This window comes from Anoxynatronum buryatiense, assembly GCF_900182905.1.
GTDB lineage: Bacteria > Bacillota > Clostridia > Peptostreptococcales > Tindalliaceae > Anoxynatronum > Anoxynatronum buryatiense.
Window position 1 is genome coordinate 111586 of record NZ_FXUF01000009.1, and the last position, 16331, is coordinate 127916.

15 protein-coding genes are annotated in these 16331 nt (G+C 48.5%); 1 reads left to right on the forward strand and 14 read right to left on the reverse strand.

The window, feature by feature from the left end; translation table 11 throughout:
- Nucleotides 1-74: 74 nt before the first annotated feature.
- The 8 genes from QOL74_RS12130 to QOL74_RS12165 form a co-directional block, all read right to left on the reverse strand.
- Nucleotides 75-1829 (reverse strand): methyl-accepting chemotaxis protein, encoded by a 1755-nt coding sequence (locus QOL74_RS12130; protein ID WP_283409753.1) that lies wholly within the window; start codon nt 1827-1829, stop codon nt 75-77.
- 319 nt (nt 1830-2148) lie between these two features.
- Nucleotides 2149-2559, reverse strand: a complete 411-nt coding sequence (locus tag QOL74_RS12135; RefSeq protein WP_283409754.1) for a hypothetical protein — start codon at nt 2557-2559, stop codon at nt 2149-2151.
- Entirely contained in the window at nt 2556-2903 is a 348-nt protein-coding gene (locus QOL74_RS12140) for a nucleoside triphosphate pyrophosphohydrolase (RefSeq protein ID WP_283409755.1), read from the reverse strand. Before QOL74_RS12140 ends, QOL74_RS12135 begins: the two co-directional genes overlap by 4 nt.
- A gap of 201 nt (nt 2904-3104) precedes the next feature.
- The gene (locus QOL74_RS12145; protein WP_283409756.1) at nt 3105-4841 is read right to left on the reverse strand and encodes a methyl-accepting chemotaxis protein; all 1737 of its coding nucleotides are present in this window, start codon (nt 4839-4841) and stop codon (nt 3105-3107) included.
- 327 nt (nt 4842-5168) lie between these two features.
- Nucleotides 5169-6233: an alanine/ornithine racemase family PLP-dependent enzyme gene (locus QOL74_RS12150; protein ID WP_283409757.1), complete on the reverse strand. Its 1065-nt coding sequence runs from the start codon at nt 6231-6233 to the stop codon at nt 5169-5171.
- A gap of 95 nt (nt 6234-6328) precedes the next feature.
- Nucleotides 6329-7828, reverse strand: a complete 1500-nt coding sequence (locus QOL74_RS12155) for a PAS domain-containing sensor histidine kinase (RefSeq protein ID WP_283409758.1) — start codon at nt 7826-7828, stop codon at nt 6329-6331.
- A gap of 60 nt (nt 7829-7888) precedes the next feature.
- Nucleotides 7889-8488, reverse strand: a complete 600-nt coding sequence (locus tag QOL74_RS12160) for a hypothetical protein (protein WP_283409759.1) — start codon at nt 8486-8488, stop codon at nt 7889-7891.
- Between the two features lie 48 nt (nt 8489-8536).
- Nucleotides 8537-9142, reverse strand: a complete 606-nt coding sequence (locus QOL74_RS12165) for a TetR/AcrR family transcriptional regulator (RefSeq protein WP_283409760.1) — start codon at nt 9140-9142, stop codon at nt 8537-8539.
- Between the two features lie 341 nt (nt 9143-9483).
- Here QOL74_RS12165 and QOL74_RS12170 point away from each other — a divergent pair, with 341 nt between their 5' ends.
- Nucleotides 9484-11310: a flavocytochrome c gene (locus tag QOL74_RS12170; protein WP_283409761.1), complete on the forward strand. Its 1827-nt coding sequence runs from the start codon at nt 9484-9486 to the stop codon at nt 11308-11310.
- Nucleotides 11311-11424: 114 nt separating this feature from the next.
- Here QOL74_RS12170 and QOL74_RS12175 read toward each other — a convergent pair whose 3' ends face one another.
- The 6 genes from QOL74_RS12175 to QOL74_RS12200 form a co-directional block, all read right to left on the reverse strand.
- Complete coding sequence (locus tag QOL74_RS12175; RefSeq protein WP_283409762.1) at nt 11425-12399, reverse strand: FMN-binding protein; 975 nt, start codon at nt 12397-12399, stop codon at nt 11425-11427.
- A gap of 29 nt (nt 12400-12428) precedes the next feature.
- On the reverse strand, nt 12429-12890 hold the full coding sequence (locus QOL74_RS12180; RefSeq protein WP_283409763.1) for a hypothetical protein: 462 nt from the start codon (nt 12888-12890) through the stop codon (nt 12429-12431).
- Nucleotides 12891-12947: 57 nt separating this feature from the next.
- A complete protein-coding gene (locus QOL74_RS12185) occupies nt 12948-13790 on the reverse strand; it encodes a deoxyribonuclease IV (protein ID WP_283409764.1) in 843 nt (280 codons plus the stop codon).
- A gap of 52 nt (nt 13791-13842) precedes the next feature.
- Nucleotides 13843-14694 (reverse strand): pirin family protein, encoded by an 852-nt coding sequence (locus tag QOL74_RS12190; RefSeq protein WP_283409765.1) that lies wholly within the window; start codon nt 14692-14694, stop codon nt 13843-13845.
- Between the two features lie 229 nt (nt 14695-14923).
- Entirely contained in the window at nt 14924-15109 is a 186-nt protein-coding gene (locus QOL74_RS12195) for a hypothetical protein (RefSeq protein ID WP_283409766.1), read from the reverse strand.
- 84 nt (nt 15110-15193) lie between these two features.
- Nucleotides 15194-16321 carry a response regulator gene (locus tag QOL74_RS12200; RefSeq protein WP_283409767.1) on the reverse strand — a complete coding sequence of 376 codons (1128 nt, stop codon included), beginning with the start codon at nt 16319-16321 and terminating at the stop codon, nt 15194-15196.
- Nucleotides 16322-16331: the final 10 nt, after the last annotated feature.

Consider the following 16331-nt stretch of genomic DNA (forward strand, 5'->3'; position numbering starts at 1 on the left):
TATCAAAAAAACCGGCCCCTCTGCAACTTATTTCTTTTATCTTATCCTGACAAAATCAGCCGTTCTTATCATATTTATGTCAACCTGAACTGTCCCACAGCCGTCTGAAGTTCCTGGGCAAGCACCGCCAGTTCATGGCTGGAGGAAGCAATTTCCTGCATGGAAGCAGTCTGCTGCTGTGCCGCTGCCGATACGTTCTGCACTTCAGATGCCACACTTTCTGCCGACTTGCGGATGATTTCCGCTGCCTGGGAAACGTTGCGACTCCCTGAAGTTACCTGTCCAGTGACTTCATTCACCTCCCCAACGGCTTCATTCATCTGCTGAATCAACGTGACAATGGATTTGAAGGCAGCTTCAGCATCCTGTACCACTTCCATACCTGAGGCTACCTGCAGCGTTCCGGTTTCCATGACTTCATTAGCCCGACTGATGTTATTGTCGTTATCCATAATGAGGTGATTGATTTCTTCAGTGGCCTGCTGAGATTCCTCTGCAAGCTTTCGCACTTCATCTGCCACCACAGCAAATCCTTTTCCCTGTTCGCCGGCTCTTGCTGCCTCAATGGCTGCATTAAGTGCCAGTAAATTGGTTTGTTCTGCAATGCTTCGAATAACGCCGATGATCTCGTTCATCTTTCGGCTGCTTTCAGTGATCTGTATCAGGCCACCTTTTACCTGGTGATGGCTGGTTTGAATTTCCTGCATCTGAAGACTTACCCGATTCATTTCCTGTTGGCCTTTTTCAGATTCACCCCTCACAGAGTGGCTTAATGATTCAATGCCTCCAATATGCTGCGCCACCTGCTCCATGCCTTGTGTGATGTGGCTGATTTCCTGTGTAACCGCCAATATGGATTTCATTTGGCTGTCAGCACTTACTGCCACATGTGTGGCAGACCCAGCCACATTCTGTGAAGCTTCAGCAGATTGTCCCGTGGTAGCTGTCAGTTGTTCAGAAGCGGCAGCCACTCTTTGAGAGGATGTGACAATTCCTGCAATCAACTGGCGAAAAACATCAATGGTCTGTTGCAATACCAGCGCCAGCGAACCGATCTCATCCTTCCTTTTCAGTAAAGATGGTGCAACATCAACGGAAAAGTCACCTCTCCCAATATAACTTGCCTGATTTTCCAGCTGTTTTAATGGTGTCAGCATGAGTTTGGAAGTGCCCAGCATAAGAATGGCGATCCCCAGCAGGGAAAGGATACTCATGATGAAGATCATGCGCATGCGTATGCCCGCCACCATTTCACCCACCAAAGACGCGGGATAATCTCCTCCCAGCACACCCACCACCTGACCAGCTTCATTGAAAACCGGTATTTTGCTGGTCACCAACGCACCCCACTCTTCAGTCTCGTAAATCTCAATCATCACTTCCTGGCCGCTGAAAACCAGCTGTGCATCTTCAATTTCGTCAGGTTCCACTTCATCGCCAAATGCACTGAAATCATCACTGGCAGGGTCACCACCATCGACTATGTATACCAGGGTGCCATCTGTCAAAAACGCTTCTGTATATAGATATTGGAGACCCGTAGCGATTTTAACCTGTTCCAGGTAACGACGTAACGGTTCATAATAGGAGTGTTGTGCAGAAGCCATCTGCACCATCTCCTGAAAAGCGTCACCATTAATCTGAACAGCAGTCGCCCGGAGAATGCCCAGCTGTTCTGACATAAGCTGTTCTGTCAGATTCTTTCTGTATGTATCCACCACCGCCATGACAACGGCTGCATTCAGCAGCACCAGTATTGCTGTCAGCAGCCAGAATACCCGGCCTTTCAACGATCCTCTTTTTTGATTGACTTTAATGCCGCTTCCCATAGTCTTCCTCCTTCAGGTGTGTGTTTCTGTTGTTCGCGTCATTTTCGCGGAAATTCCCCATTGATTGGAATATTCTTGCAATTATCATGCCATTTGAGCGTCTCTTGGATCTTTACGCTCAAACCCTCTCCATAACAAAAGCCAAGATGTCATCCACTGGCTGATTTCTGCTGTTTGAGTCTGATTTTTGAGACCAATGGCGTTCTTTCATCCTCTTGTCAATGGATTTCAACTTCTTATCATCCATGTCTCAAAAAAAAGAAAACACCGAAGGCGTTTTCCAAATAATGAGAATAAATATCGTTTGTCCGTTTACTTCTTACTGATCTTCAAGGTCAGTATCGAGGATGGTTCTGATCTCCTCCACTTTTTCGGCAGTCAAAGGTTTTGTGCGATGTTTTGCCTCAACAGATGCCATCATCCCTTCGCCGTTTTCCCAAAACCAGAAGCTGCTATGGTGAATGACGCTGCTGCCATCAATCAGATAAACCGCCACATCTGGATACCGGAGGGTTTCGGGTTCTCCTTCGGGTTCTCCTTCAGCCATGCAACCACGGTAAAAAGCCTGGTATTCAGCGACCCGCTCATCTTCAATACGTCCCATCAAAACCGCCTTACCTTCCTCTCCCTGACGGTACAGTTCAAGCTGAACAGGTTGTTCTTCTGTTGTCATATGGAGAAAAACGGCAATCAACATAATCATCCCAACGAGAATCAGTGACTTCTTCATACCTGATCATCCTCAGTTGCTTCCTCTGCTTCCACCACTGCTTTTAGTAGCAGGCGTCTCTGAAAGGCCCCGCGTCGTTCGCTCTTCATCAGGCGCAACTCTTCAAACTCAGTTCGGGAAACACATCGAAAATCCAAAATGGCATAAATAACCTCCACCAGATCCACCAGCTCATCAATGCTGTGTGTTTCATGGTATTCGGCCGCTTCCTCATCCAGTTTTTCATGCAGTTTTTCAAGATATTCACCGGGGTCAAGGATTTCTGTCACCGCTTTTTTACCTGAAGCTTCAATAATTTCTGGTATTCTGTCTCGAATGAGTTTCTGGTATTCAATGGATTTCATCATATCCTCCTGTAACAACGTGATTTCATTAATCAACAAACATCTTAACGGCTGAGTTAACTTTCATTTTCTATATTATACCATTAGCATTGACATATTTCGACTGTCGCTGAACATGAAACAAACCGGCACGTCTGCTGATTCAACAGTCGATACCGGGCTATGATTATTTTCTGGTGAACTTAAGAGATACCGGTGTTGTTACTTCAGTTTGAACTGATCCAACCCTGCTTCGATGGCTGCAGCCAGATCTGCCAACACTTTGCTTGACTGAGCAATTTCGGCCATGGCTGCAGTCTGTTCTTCAACAGATGCAGAGGCTTCCTGTGTACCGGCAGCATTTTCCTCTGAAATGGCCGAAAGATTGGCAATCACACCAATGATTTCGTCTTTTTTAGCTTCCATTTGTCGGGTGGACTGGTTAAGATCTGCCAGTGCCTGGCCCATCTGCTGAATAGCATGATCAATTCCCTGAAAACGCTGGTCTGTTTCTTCCACGCGCTGGGTCTGTAAGCCAACAATGCTCTCCACTTTTTCCATGGTGGTCACTGCATGGGCAGTTCTCCCAGTTAAATCTGAAATAACGGTGTCAATTTCGCCTGCAAATTGATTGGACTGTTCTGCCAGTTTCCGAATTTCATCTGCCACTACGGCAAATCCACGGCCCGCCTCACCGGCACGGGCAGATTCAATGGCTGCGTTCAGAGCCAGCAAGTTGGTTTGTTCTGCAATGTTTTTAATCATGGTACTGGCATTCTGAATTTTTTGTGCGCTTTGATGGGTTTCGGTGATGATTTCTGTCACCTCAGCAGCAGCTTTGCCGCTTTCAGCCGTTTTATCCACCACCTCTTTCAGCGATGCCATTCCTTCATTCTTTAATTGATTGACCTGTTCCACCGTGGTGTTCAGCGTCTTCACCAGATGCTGATCTGCTTCTATTAGCTGTCCCAGCTCGTTGATGTTGTTGGCTCCCGCCTCAGTGTCCCGAGCCTGATCAGCTGCACCATTGGCAATTTCTTCAATGGTTCGGGCCACTTCTTCTGAAGCCATTGCCGATTGGGTGCTGGTATCTTTTAATGACTGGGCTGAGTTGGCCACCTGGTTTGTTGCTGCCCCAATTTCAGACATGGTTGTCTGCAACTGGCGGGTAACTGCATCAAATGCACCAGCCAGTTGACCAATTTCATCTTGTCGCTGCAGAATGTCTCTCGGTACTTCTTCTGTCAAATTAAGCTCCCCTACCAGTGCCGCATGTTCTGCCAGACGACGAATGGGAGATGCCAGCCTGCCGGCAAAAAGAAATGTGAGAACTGCCGCCGCCAACAGGATGACAGCCGCTCCCGACAAGAGGATCAGCAGCATTCTGGTAACAAACACATTGATCATGGAAGCAACTTCATCCTCTGAAACTCCCAGAAAGAGAATGCCAATGATTTGTCCGCTGGTATCAGTAATGGGTTCGTAGGCAGTCAGATAGTTTCTTCCCAGAATACCAGCTTCTCCCAGATAGCGCTGACCTGCCGATACAGGCTGATAGGCTGCGCTCTCTTTTCCAAGATATGTGCCTGTTACCCGTTCCCCCTGCTCATTGCGGATGGTGGTGGCAATGCGTTTGTAATCATCATCTTCTCTGACAAATATAGTGGCGGCAAGTCCCAAATCTTTTTCAAGGGTATCCACAAAGCTGTTTCCCTCCAGCTGCATACCCTCTTGAGTCATCAGCTGGTTTCCAGTAAGTGAAAGATTTCCCAGATAGTGCTGTTGATAGACCAACGATGCATTGATGTCTCCTTCAAGTTTTTCCCGCAACAGGGAACGCCCCAGTGCTTCGTTGCTCCCTTTGGATAAAAGATATGATCCTACACTCATTGTGGCTACTGTCATCAACAGAATTACCAATACCAGTGCCACCATTTGACCTTTCATGCTTTTTTTCATATGCCATGTCACTCCCCTTTTATGAACGGTGCCATTTCATCAAAATGAAACATTATCTATTTAACACTTGTATAAGTATTATCGGCCATTCTGCTTCTCATCAACATGATTTGTCAATGGTAACTTTTATTCCAAGTCAAATATTGTCATTTTCTCACCCGGACTGATTTTCCTCTTTTCAAGTTAATTATCTGTTATCCTGAGTGCTTTCATTCATTTGCACTGAATGGTCCTGTTAATGAAAGAAATGTTCTTGGTAGTCATCTTATTACAATACGTAAAAAAATCCGCCTTTTGGGGGCGGATTTGAGGTTCAAGTAAACTTAATCAGGTGATAATGATTTTTTTAACATATGGAGATGTCATCAAACTGAGGCAGCCACCATAAGTTGGTAAAAATGTCAGATAGCTGCCAATCTGTAATAAATCAGAGCAATCTTCCACGTCAAGTATCAAATGGTCACTGCTGGCTCCCAGAATCTGAATGCCCTTTTGCAGGGGGCATATCTCGTCAGGATGAATATCCTGACGACCCAGTGCACAAATGGCCCTCATGCGATTGCCCCGGTCTTCAAATACCGGCCGGTTGCCAAAAGCATCCAGCCCTATGATCCCTTCGGGGATTGAGGGCTTGCGGCGCAGTTCCACAATTTCCGTCAGCAGAAGAAAAGCGTCCTGTTGAAGCCCCGGTATCGGCTCATCATTCAGCCCAATACCCATTGCAAGGGATGACCCTAATCTCAGCTGGTTGATTTCCACCGGTATTTCGCCGGTTTCCAGCAGGCTTAACGTGCCGCCGTTGCCACCGGACAACACAGGCAAGTGTCTTTTCAGCAGCTTTTCCAGTTCTGTTTTGATGTTCACCAGTTGCGTCAGGTTTTTCCGGCTGGGGCGTACACCGCCATAGCAGGTGAGGTTGGTGCCAATACCCGTCAGTTGTACTCCAGGAAGCCCATCCATCATGGATGCCGCTTCCTGGATTTCTTTCATTGCATAGAGCCCCTCACGCAAATCCCCCACATCAACCATCAAAATCAGCTGAATCGATTTATCAAGAGCCTTCGCCTGGTTTGAAAGCGCTTTGGCTGTCTCAGGTTCAGAGATCAACACCATGTCCGCTGTCTGCACAACCGTTGCCGCTTCGCTGATCATGGGAATGCGGAGCAGCATCTTAGGAAGAGAAAAACCGGAAAGGCGCTTCAAATTATCGATGCGGGAATCTGCCAGCAAGTCAACGCCTCCAGCCACATAAGCGGTGGCAATCTCCGGGTTTCCTCCAAAAAGCTTGGTGACCCCCGCCACCTGGATTCCCTGCTGGTGGCACCGTTCCACAGTTGTCCGGGTATTGGTTTCAATTTTATTAAGATCAATTCTGATTTCGGGATATGCCAAGCCATTTCCTCCCTTGTGTTGTGGCGCGCCCATCCCCGCGGCCATGCTCCCTTTTTTCTGACAGTCTGAATGATAAAGGCCGCCATGTTCACCTTTTAAATGATGGTATCCAACACACAGCTGAAAGTAACACAGCTCCCGGTTCCCACCTTGCTGGAAGCCTGAATGCTGCCTCCCATAAGCTCCACCAGTCCTTTGGATATGGCCAGCCCCAATCCGGTACCGCCATAAACCCGGTTATCTGAACTGTCGGACTGCACAAACCGTTCAAAAATGGCTTCCAGTTGATCCGGCGGAATACCAATACCGGTGTCAGAAATGGATACTATCAACTTCACGCTGTGCTGCTTCTCACCAGGTTCCACCGAAGCTTCCAGGCGGACCGATCCACTGGTGGTAAATTTCACAGCATTTCCCACCAGATTGGCAGTGATCTGACGAAGCCTGAAAGCGTCTCCCACCAGATACTCAGGAATCAATGGGTCGATATGACTTTTCAATATCAGGCCTTTTTCTGTTGCTGTTCCCTGGAAGAGTCCCAGCGCATCAGAAAACAGTTGGCGCACGTAGAAAGGTTTATTCGACAATTGGACTTTGTGGGCTTCAATCCGTGAAAAATCAAGGATATCATTCAGAACCGCCAGCAATGCCCCTGAAGATCTTTTGGTAAGCGCCAGCAATTCCTCCTGTTCTTCATTGAGATCTGTTGTTTCAAGTAATTGAAGCATTCCCATAAACCCATTCATGGGCGTTCTGATTTCATGAGACATATTGGCAAGAAACTGACTTTTGGCCACATTGGCGGCTTCTGCTTCTTTTTTTGCCTTTTCCAGTTCGGCCATGGCTCTTTTTTTATCCGTCACATCCTGTATGGTGACAATCACACCTGCCAGCTTCCCTGCTTCATCCATCATGGGACTGAAGGATTGATATGACCAGATATCCTCGCCGGTATGAGGATGTCTGAAATGAAGTTCCACATCACTGATGCGAACCCGTTCCAAAGCCCGGCGAAGATATACCATCACACCATTTTCAAGCGTTTCCGGAAAAACCGTCCAGGGATGCTTTCCCAAAACCTCGTGAGCACTGACCGCGGTTTGTTCCTCCATATAGGGATTATACACCCGGTAGCGCAGTTCGGTATCGTAGACGATAATCCCTTCATTCACATACTGAATAATCTGCCGGTTAAAGGCCAGCGCTTCTTCCAGTGATTTTTCATTCCTTTTAACATCTGTCACATCCTGAAAGAGAGTAATGAATTCCCCCTGAGCAGGTGAATATACGGTCATGTGAAGCCATCGTTCCAAGGCCACAGAGTATTCGGTAAATTCATGGCTTCTCCCTGAAAGCGCCACCTGGCCAAAGGTTTTAATCCAGTCAAACCGTCTGCGAGATTCTCTGGGAAAAACGTCGCTTTCCAGCTTACCAACGACAGCATCGGCCCGAAGCCCTGTCATGGTTTCATAGGCTGGATTGACTTCGAGAAAACGGTAATCCACAGGCTGTCCCTTTTCATCGCAAATAATGTGGTGCCTGGCATACCCCATGGGCAGATGTTCAATGATGGAGTGATTTAAATCGACATACATGCTGCCTCCCCCGCTTTCCCAGAATATTTCCCATATCTGTTGTGTCTGGTGATGACTTTTTCACGATTCATTCGATCTATCGACTCCGGCATTAGCCAGCACACGTCCAACGCCCTGGCTGAACAGCACGACCTGGCGCTCCGAGGCCAGTTCCTGCCCTTTGGGCATGGCCAGCACGAAGTTCCCCATCAGCTGGCCGTTGTGAAGAAAGCTCATGCTGTAAATGTTGCCGATTCCCAGCATTTTTTCAATGGTAAAACCAATGAACTCTGGAATATGATAGGACGAAGCTTCGTGGATAGAATCCAGACGGAGCAGCCGGCCATTTTGAAGTTCTTCATAAACGCCTTCTGCCAGAATCCATTCATGGCCAATCATTGGATGCCCCAGCTGGTGAATCACTGCTTCCACTTTCTGGGGTATGCCTTCGATGCCCCGGGTCACCAGCGACATTTTTGCAGGACTATATTCCGAAAGTACCAGAAACAGGGCCCCTGTCAATCGCTTTAAATCCCGCGCCAAACAGAACCACTGAAAGTTTTCAGGTTCCCAGTTTGTATAGTATTCAAGCACCTGATTCAATTCTGCGTCTGTCGCGGAGGTTGTCAGGTTGATTTGGTGCCACTTGACAGCATCATGATTGGATTCAACGTGTGCCATGGCGAAAACCTTCGCTTTCTCCGGTTTCCATGCTCAAAAAGTGGACAACTATTTTTCTTCAGGAGTCTCCAGTGTTCTAAACAAACGCGATAGATATCGGTGCATGTCAGCCACCAAGTCATACTCACCGTCATGCAGTGCCCAGTGGTAGACCACCCCTCTGGCTGCAATAAAAAGATAATCCACCATTTCCTCCGGCGACAGATCTGCGGCCAGTTCCCCGGTTTGCTGCCCCCGGGTGATGATTTCTGCCAGATACACCTGCAGGTATCGTCCTTTTACCCGAAACAGATTGTTCTGAACCTCATAAAGCTTTTTGACAAATCCCAGCCCCTGATCCACTGTATAGTGAGCGTAAGCATCAAAGTAGGTGAGTATTTGGGCGCGAATCCCAGATGCCGCGAGTTCAGTGATCTGCGGTGTCACCGTTTCCCTGAAATAATCATCAATGTCTGTGAAAATCTTTTCCAGCACTGCATACTTTGTCGGAAAGTAGTAATAGTATGTTCCCACAGAAATACCTGCTTCACGACAAATATCTGTCACTGTGATTTCCTGAAATCCCTTCTGCTCAAATAGACGTGTGGCTGTTTCAAGGATTTTCTTCTTTGTTTCAATCGCTTGCTTTTGCCGGTTTGTCAAATCCTTTCCCATCAAATCTCTCCAGTCTTATGGGTTCTGTTTCCGTTTTTTCTCAGTTATTGCAGCAAGAAACTTTTTTTAACCTTCATTTTCTCGGCTATTATGGTTCATTATATCAATTCATTCAGACAATGAAAAGTAGTGGCAGTCACCCGATTATCAGATCTTTGACACGGTATCTCTCAGTTGCATCCATCTTAGTTCATTAGACAACCTCAATGTGTCGCTTTTGATGACATTTCTTTTAACTCATGTTTAGTCTGTTGACAATGTCTTAACAATATCGTAGAATGGTCTAGGTCATTGAGTACATTCAGTGACTACATTCTAAAAAGTCTGAAAGGGGTAATTTGATGAATCGCTTGACACATTTGAAGAAAGGTTTGGCTTTGTTGCTTGCATTAATCATGGTTTTGGGACTGGCAGCCTGCCAGCCAACTGCCACGGAAGCACCGGAGGCACCAGTGGACGAATCTGCTGATGCATTGTTCCAGGCAGGTACCTACACAGCGACTGTTGACGGACACAACGGTGATCTCACTGTTGAAGTCACTGTCACCGCTGACGAGATTGTCAGCATTGAAACAACCGACCACAAAGAGAGTGCCGGCATCACTGATCTTGTTTTCGAAAGAATTCCTGCTGCGATTCTCTCCCAGCAAAACCTGGCAGTTGACGCTGTTTCCGGCGCAACCGTTACCAGTGACGCTCTGATTGCAGCTATTATCAATGCATTAGAGCAGGCCGGCGCAGATATTGCTGCCCTGCAAAGCGGTGCTGGCAGTGCTGCAGCTGCTGGTGAAGCCATTTCCTACGATGCTGATGTCGTGGTCATTGGTGGTGGTGGTGCTGGTCTGGCCGCGGCTGTCACTGCACATCAAAATGGTGCCAGTGTTATTATCATCGAAAAAATGCCCCGCCTGGGTGGTAACACCATTCTTTCCGGTGGTGCTTTCAACGCTGTTGATCCTGGCAGACAGGTGCCTCAGGGAATCGAAGATTCCATTGACAAGCATTTTCAGCAAACCTTCGACGGCGGCGACCAGGTGGGTAATCCTGAACTGGTTCGTGTGCTGGTGGAAAATGCCTACCCGGCCATCGAATGGCTGGAAAGCCTGGGCATGAAGTTCAATGACGAGGTGTTTACGGTTCTCGGCGGCCTGTGGCCCCGTGCACACAAACCTTCCACACCACTGGGCACCGGCTTCATCGACACTTATTCCAATTACATCAATGCTAACGACGGTATTGAAGTACTGCTGGATACTGAAGCCACCGAACTGATTGTGGAAAACGGTCGTGTCACCGGTGTTATCGCCAAGCATTTCAACGATGATGTGACACTGAACGCCTCCAAAGGTGTTGTCATGGCTTCCGGCGGATTTGGCGTGAACTCAGAAATGCGTGACCGCTTCAACGAAGACTGGCCCGCACTGACCAACCTGAAAAGCACCAATCATCCCGGTGCCACCGGCGATGGGCTTGTTATGGCTGAAGCCATCGGAGCCAGCCTCATCGGCATGCATAACATTCAGCTGCTTCCATTGGGCGACCCCAATAGCGGAAGTCTCAGCGGCAACATTGAACACGGTGTTGAAAACCGTATTTTCGTGAACAAAGAAGGGAATCGTTTTGTTGATGAGGGTGCCCGGCGCGATGTGATGACCCTGGCCCTGATGGAGCAAACAGATGCCTACCTGTATATCGTACTGGATAGCAGTGATTATCCGGATCCCGACACCACCACTAATAACTTCAACGAAACCATTAATGAACTGATTGATCAGGGACGTGCCTTCAAAGGCGACACCCTGGAAGAACTGGCAGCCGCCATTAACGTGGATCCTGCCAACCTGGTTCAGGCAGTTGAATCCTTCAATGAAGCTGTTGAAAACGGCGGTCCCGACGAATTTGGCCGCACCCTTTTTGCCAGAAAAATTGAACAGGCACCTTTCTATGCAGGTCCCCGCGTACCCACCGTTCACCATACCATGGGTGGTATTGAAATCAACACCCTGGCACAGGTACTGGATACCGACGGCAATGTGATTCCCGGTTTCTATGCTGCCGGAGAAGTCACTGGCGGCATTCACGGTGCCAACCGACTTGGCGGCAACGCCCTGGCTGATATTGCCGTCTTTGGCAGAATCGCCGGTGAAAACATTGCCAACGAGCAGTAATCACCATTTTGCTTAGATCCTCCTTTCTTATATTTCGGTAAGATAACAGCACAAAACCGGAAGCCGCCGCAAGGCACTTCCGGTTTTGTGCTGTTGTTGATTATACTGATGGATTCACTGGCCGGATCGGTTCACCGGCATGGCATAATCGTATATTTTCCATGAGTCCTCATTCTCACGGTGCCCCACCAGGAAATTGCGAAGGTATCGCCCGGTGCCCCACTGGGGACCACCGGTATCATCGGAAAGCACCTGTTCATAATCCACATTGATCACTTCAAAGTCGACCAGCTGGTAGTCTTTTACCAGATCCATCACACCGTCATAGTAATAGTCATTGCAGGCTCCATTGGCCAGCAACCCCTCATTGTATTCTTTGGCACTCAGGGTATCCACATGGTACAGTGTGACCGCTTTCATGTAACGGCCTTCATCCAGTGCCAGCTTCCGTTCATTTTCGATACTGATGGCGTGTGGCTCAATATCAGCCAGGAGGGTATATTTTTCGTCAAAGTCAAAGGTGATGGAGCTGATGAAGTCACGCACCACCACTTCTTCTGCAACCGATTTGGGTGGTCGAACCAGTTCCAGTTCCCGGTCTTCTACTTCCACCCGATGTGGCCCTTCGTACTGGTATTCATTTTGGTATTCTTTTGAAATATGAGCCACCGGTGGTGATTTTAAAGCCGTTTCAATGGCTTGAAGAATCACCTTACTGCTGTTGGTGGCTCCCGACACCAGATCCACCTGGGTGGTTTGGAATGCCATGACCTGACCAGGAATCACATTGGCCGCTTCTCCACGATCATGCTGATGACTAAACTCCAAACCAGTAATACGGTGGTTTTCCACCGTTACCCGAGCGGTGGCGGAGATCCATGTGATGGTTTTCTCCCCTTCATAAATACCGTCTTCCAGGGTTTTTAAGTCAACACCCGTCAGCTCAATGGCCGCCACTTCCTGGCGATACTGACGAAGCTGGAACCACCGTTCCCCCCAGATGACACCCGATGCCAGAAGTACCATCAGCAGAATACCAATGATAAGCCCCCTTTTTTTCTTGAGTTTGGAAACATTTATCGTTTTCATTCAACCTACCCTTTCTGCCTGGCAAGCCATTAAGCACCTGCCGTCTGTCGTTGCCGCAGCTTTCGGGAATAAAACAGGAAGATGGGCAGGGGGATTGCGATCCAGCCCAGGCTTTTAACAAGGGAATTTTTGGCCCGCACTACCTGCCGCTCTGTTTCGGCAATGACCATGGCATCGTACTTTTCCCGAATTTCTTCCTCACTCAGCTGAACCACCGCTTCACCGTCTTCTTTCAGTTCCCGTTCGATTCCCCACCGTCGGTAATCTTCATAGCTCTGGTAGTAGGGAGCCGGCGCCACAATGTCTGCCACTGCCATAAACGCCGCCACACTGCCGCCGATGGTCATCATTAATGTTGCAAACAAGACCACATAGATGTACACATTTCGAATCATGTCTTCGCCTCCCTGATGTGAACCGCTTCTCGCACCGGCAATTACCAGTACGACAATCGCCAACAGTGCCAGTGGAATCAGTAAAGAAATTGCCATCTGCTTTCGCCTCCTTTATGTTGACAATGATACAGACGGTTCACCGAAAGATTTGTTTCACGGAAGGAACTCGGCTGCAGCTGCTTTCAGTTTCTTGATTTCTTCCTGATGCGCCGGAAGCTCATTGGGCGTTTCCAGATTAAAGGGCAAATGCCGCAGGCGGGGATGGGTCATCACCTTCACCAGTGCCTCCAGTCCCAGACTCCCTTCACCAATGGTGGCGTGACGGTCTTTTCTGGAGTTAAATGGCACCAGACTGTCGTTGAGATGAAAGGCCTTCAGTCGCTCCAGGCCCATGAGACTGTCTGCATGATCCAGCACCTTATCCAGATCAGTGACAATATCGTACCCGGCTGAGTAGAGGTGACAGCTATCCAGGCAGATGCCCAGCCGCCGGTTGTTTTTCACCCCGTCAATGATCATCTTCAGTTCTTCGAAGGCACTTCCCACTTCAGACCCTTTTCCCGACATGCCTTCCAACAGTATCCAGTTATCTGTTTCTGGCGTCAACAGTTCATTGAGGGCTTCCACGATCAGGGCGATACCAGTTTCTGCCCCCTGCCCCACGTGAGAACCGGGATGAAAAACATACACGCTTTCCGGTAACTGTTTCAGACGTTCCAAATCATCCTGGAAAATCATTCGGGAAAAGGCCCGGGTTTCCGGTTTGTCGGAGCACAGATTCATGGTATAGGCCCCATGGGCAACCAACGGCCCAAACCGGTGGATATTCATGATTTTTTGCAGCTGCTCCACATCTGTTTTATCAATCGCCTTCGCTTTCCCGCCCCGGGGATTTCGGGTGAAGAACTGGAAGGTGCTGGCACCTATGGAAACCGCATCCAACCCGGCCTGGTAAAACCCTTTTGAAATGGAAAGGTGACATCCGATGGTGATCATAGTACTCCTCCTGCCAGTATACTTACTGTCTCCACGTATATTCGATGCTACTCTAAATACGTTCTTTGATGAAGGTGCCTTCGTCCAGATCCTGGAATGCCTGATCCAGTTCTTCTCTGGTATTCATGACGATGGGGCCTCCCCAGGCTATGGGTTCATTGAGCCGCGGGCCCGAAAGAAGAATGAATCGCAACGGTTTCTCACCTGTGGTGACTTTCATCTGTCTGCCGTTCTCAAAAAGCAGGGTATTCCTGGCACCTGTGATTTCGCCGGAATCCGGATCAAAACACCCTTCCCCTGAAAAAATATAGGTGTAAAGGGTGTTATCGGGCTCTGTATCCAACACCCAGGTGCTTTGTGGAGGCATGGTCACATCAATGAACCGGGGCTTGATGTATCTGCCTTCAAAGGCTCCGCTGGTTCCCCGGTAATCACCGGCAATGACACGCACGTCACATCCCTGGTCTTCCAACAGGGGTACGTTTTTTGACAGAATATCCCCATAGGCGGGAGTGGTCATTTTGTCCTTTGCCGGGAGATTCAGCCAGATCTGCACTCCCACCATGCGCCCCGGCGGCTGGGGCATTTCCTGATGAATAATACCACTGCCGGCAGTCATCCACTGACAGTCCCCATCATAAATGTTGCCTTTGTTTCCCAGACTGTCGCCGTGTTCCACGTTTCCTTCCAGCAAATAGGTAATGGTTTCAATCCCCCGGTGGGGATGCCAGGGAAACCCTTTCACATACTCCTCCGGCTTATCATTGTCAAAGGCATCCATCATCAAAAACGGATCAAAGTCAGAAGCATCCCGGTTGCTGAAAACCCGCACCAGCTTCACGCCGGCGCCATCACTGGCATCTCTTCCCCTGACCACTCTTTTAACACTGCGATATGAATTCATTTCAGCGCCTCCCTCAGGCTTTTGTTAATTTTAACTTTCGCACATTCTTTCTGTTTCATACCCGTTGTCCCTAATTTTAACCTGGCTCTCAACAGTGTCATCTGCCATAAAGCATTATTATAAAACAAAACCTCTGTTTCCCGCAGGAACAGAGGCTTAAAAGGCTTTTTCATGGTGAACGTCTACAACATCAGTCAGTTGCCGCGTTCGTCTCTTCCGGTTAATAAAGCTACCCCACAAAAATCATCACCAGTCGGACAAACAGGTTGACGCAGGCAATAATTAAATCTGACAGCCAACCGGCTGCCTCCGACGTCGAATCGGTCGCGGCACTTACCGGGTTCATCGTTAACATCATGCTCACTGTTGTGATCAACATACCGACGGATAGGCGCTTCACCCTATTGCATTTCATCTTCATTCTCCTTTTCTTTCCCGTATATCACCAGACTTCTATTTCATTCTATCATACTTGTGGCAGTCTAAACAAAAACTAAACTCATTTTTCCTGTTTTGCCTGAAAGTGGGCTATTTTATCCCGCAGCGACTTGCTGGGTGTTTCTCCCAAATCCTGGAAGAAAAGCTCTTTCACATACTGGTAATGCGCCCTGACTGCCGGCCAGTTATCTTGCATGATGAATATATCCATGAGTTTTTCATGGTTCTTTTCCTCATAGGGATCTACCTGAAGGAGGCAACGAAGGATTTGTGCCGCTTCCTTCAGTTCTTTCTTTTCAAGCAGATCGTCAATGAGGCCCCGAAGTGCTTCCAGGTATTCCTGTTCGTAACGGGTGCGCTTTTCTTCTGCCCAGGGGTAATCATCTTCCTCGCAATAGGCTCCCTGGTAAATAGCCGCAATTCGTTTGTTGCGATCCAACTGGTTTTCTGTGGTTCCCATCAACTGCTTTTGCTGCTCAAATGCTGCCTCATCACTGTCAACCAGATCCATTCGAAGTCGATAGGCACCATTCAAACGTTCAAAACAGTTGGCCAGATTTCTTTCTTTCAGCGACTCCCGCAGGTAGTAACTGGTGGCGTGAAAGTTTTTCACTGCCCGATCCAAGTCCATTTCCGGCCAAAGAGTGTCCAAAATCACGTCCCGGGACACTGGCTTTCCCTGATGATGGTGTAAAAAAGCCAGCAGTTCTCTGGCCTTCGCCGTTCGCCAATTGAAATATACCGGTGAATCTTCACCGGTATGGCACCGAAACCGACCGAAGCTGCGAATGGATAAAACCGGCGGCGTCTCAGGAGGTTTGTGTGCTTCGCGTCTCAGCCGGATCAGTTCCAGCTGGCGTGCCACTTCATCAAGTGAAACAGGTTTCAGCAGGTATCCAATGGCGTGGGCCCGATAAGCTTCCAGTGCGTAGTGGTCATGGGCTGTCACCATCACCACATCCAGCATCGGATTCACCTCCTGCAATTTTTCTGTCAGTTCCAGCCCGTTCATCCCGGGCATTTCAATATCGATAAACGCTACGGCGGCTCCATCAATGACTGCGTTTTTCAGCGCTGCCTCCGGATTCGTGTATGCCGCCGCCAGCGTGACCATTCCCGTTTTGGCCAATAATCCGCTGAAACGCTTAACAGACATGGGTTCATCATCCACGATAATGACTCTTAGCATCTGCTCACTC

Bases quoted from the DNA above. Each gene is read 5' to 3' on its own strand.
- QOL74_RS12160 (WP_283409759.1), bottom strand. From the start codon at position 8,488: ATGGCACACGTTGAATCCAATCATGATGCTGTCAAGTGGCACCAAATC.
- QOL74_RS12190 (WP_283409765.1), bottom strand. From the start codon at position 14,694: ATGAATTCATATCGCAGTGTTAAAAGAGTGGTCAGGGGAAGAGATGCC.
- QOL74_RS12200 (WP_283409767.1), bottom strand. From the start codon at position 16,321: ATGCTAAGAGTCATTATCGTGGATGATGAACCCATGTCTGTTAAGCGT.
- QOL74_RS12165 (WP_283409760.1), bottom strand. From the start codon at position 9,142: ATGGGAAAGGATTTGACAAACCGGCAAAAGCAAGCGATTGAAACAAAG.
- QOL74_RS12175 (WP_283409762.1), bottom strand. From the start codon at position 12,399: ATGAAAACGATAAATGTTTCCAAACTCAAGAAAAAAAGGGGGCTTATC.
- QOL74_RS12135 (WP_283409754.1), bottom strand. From the start codon at position 2,559: ATGAAGAAGTCACTGATTCTCGTTGGGATGATTATGTTGATTGCCGTT.
- QOL74_RS12185 (WP_283409764.1), bottom strand. From the start codon at position 13,790: ATGATCACCATCGGATGTCACCTTTCCATTTCAAAAGGGTTTTACCAG.
- QOL74_RS12145 (WP_283409756.1), bottom strand. From the start codon at position 4,841: ATGAAAAAAAGCATGAAAGGTCAAATGGTGGCACTGGTATTGGTAATT.
- QOL74_RS12140 (WP_283409755.1), bottom strand. From the start codon at position 2,903: ATGAAATCCATTGAATACCAGAAACTCATTCGAGACAGAATACCAGAA.
- QOL74_RS12130 (WP_283409753.1), bottom strand. From the start codon at position 1,829: ATGGGAAGCGGCATTAAAGTCAATCAAAAAAGAGGATCGTTGAAAGGC.
- QOL74_RS12195 (WP_283409766.1), bottom strand. From the start codon at position 15,109: ATGAAATGCAATAGGGTGAAGCGCCTATCCGTCGGTATGTTGATCACA.
- QOL74_RS12155 (WP_283409758.1), bottom strand. From the start codon at position 7,828: ATGTATGTCGATTTAAATCACTCCATCATTGAACATCTGCCCATGGGG.
- QOL74_RS12180 (WP_283409763.1), bottom strand. From the start codon at position 12,890: ATGGCAATTTCTTTACTGATTCCACTGGCACTGTTGGCGATTGTCGTA.
- QOL74_RS12170 (WP_283409761.1), top strand. From the start codon at position 9,484: ATGAATCGCTTGACACATTTGAAGAAAGGTTTGGCTTTGTTGCTTGCA.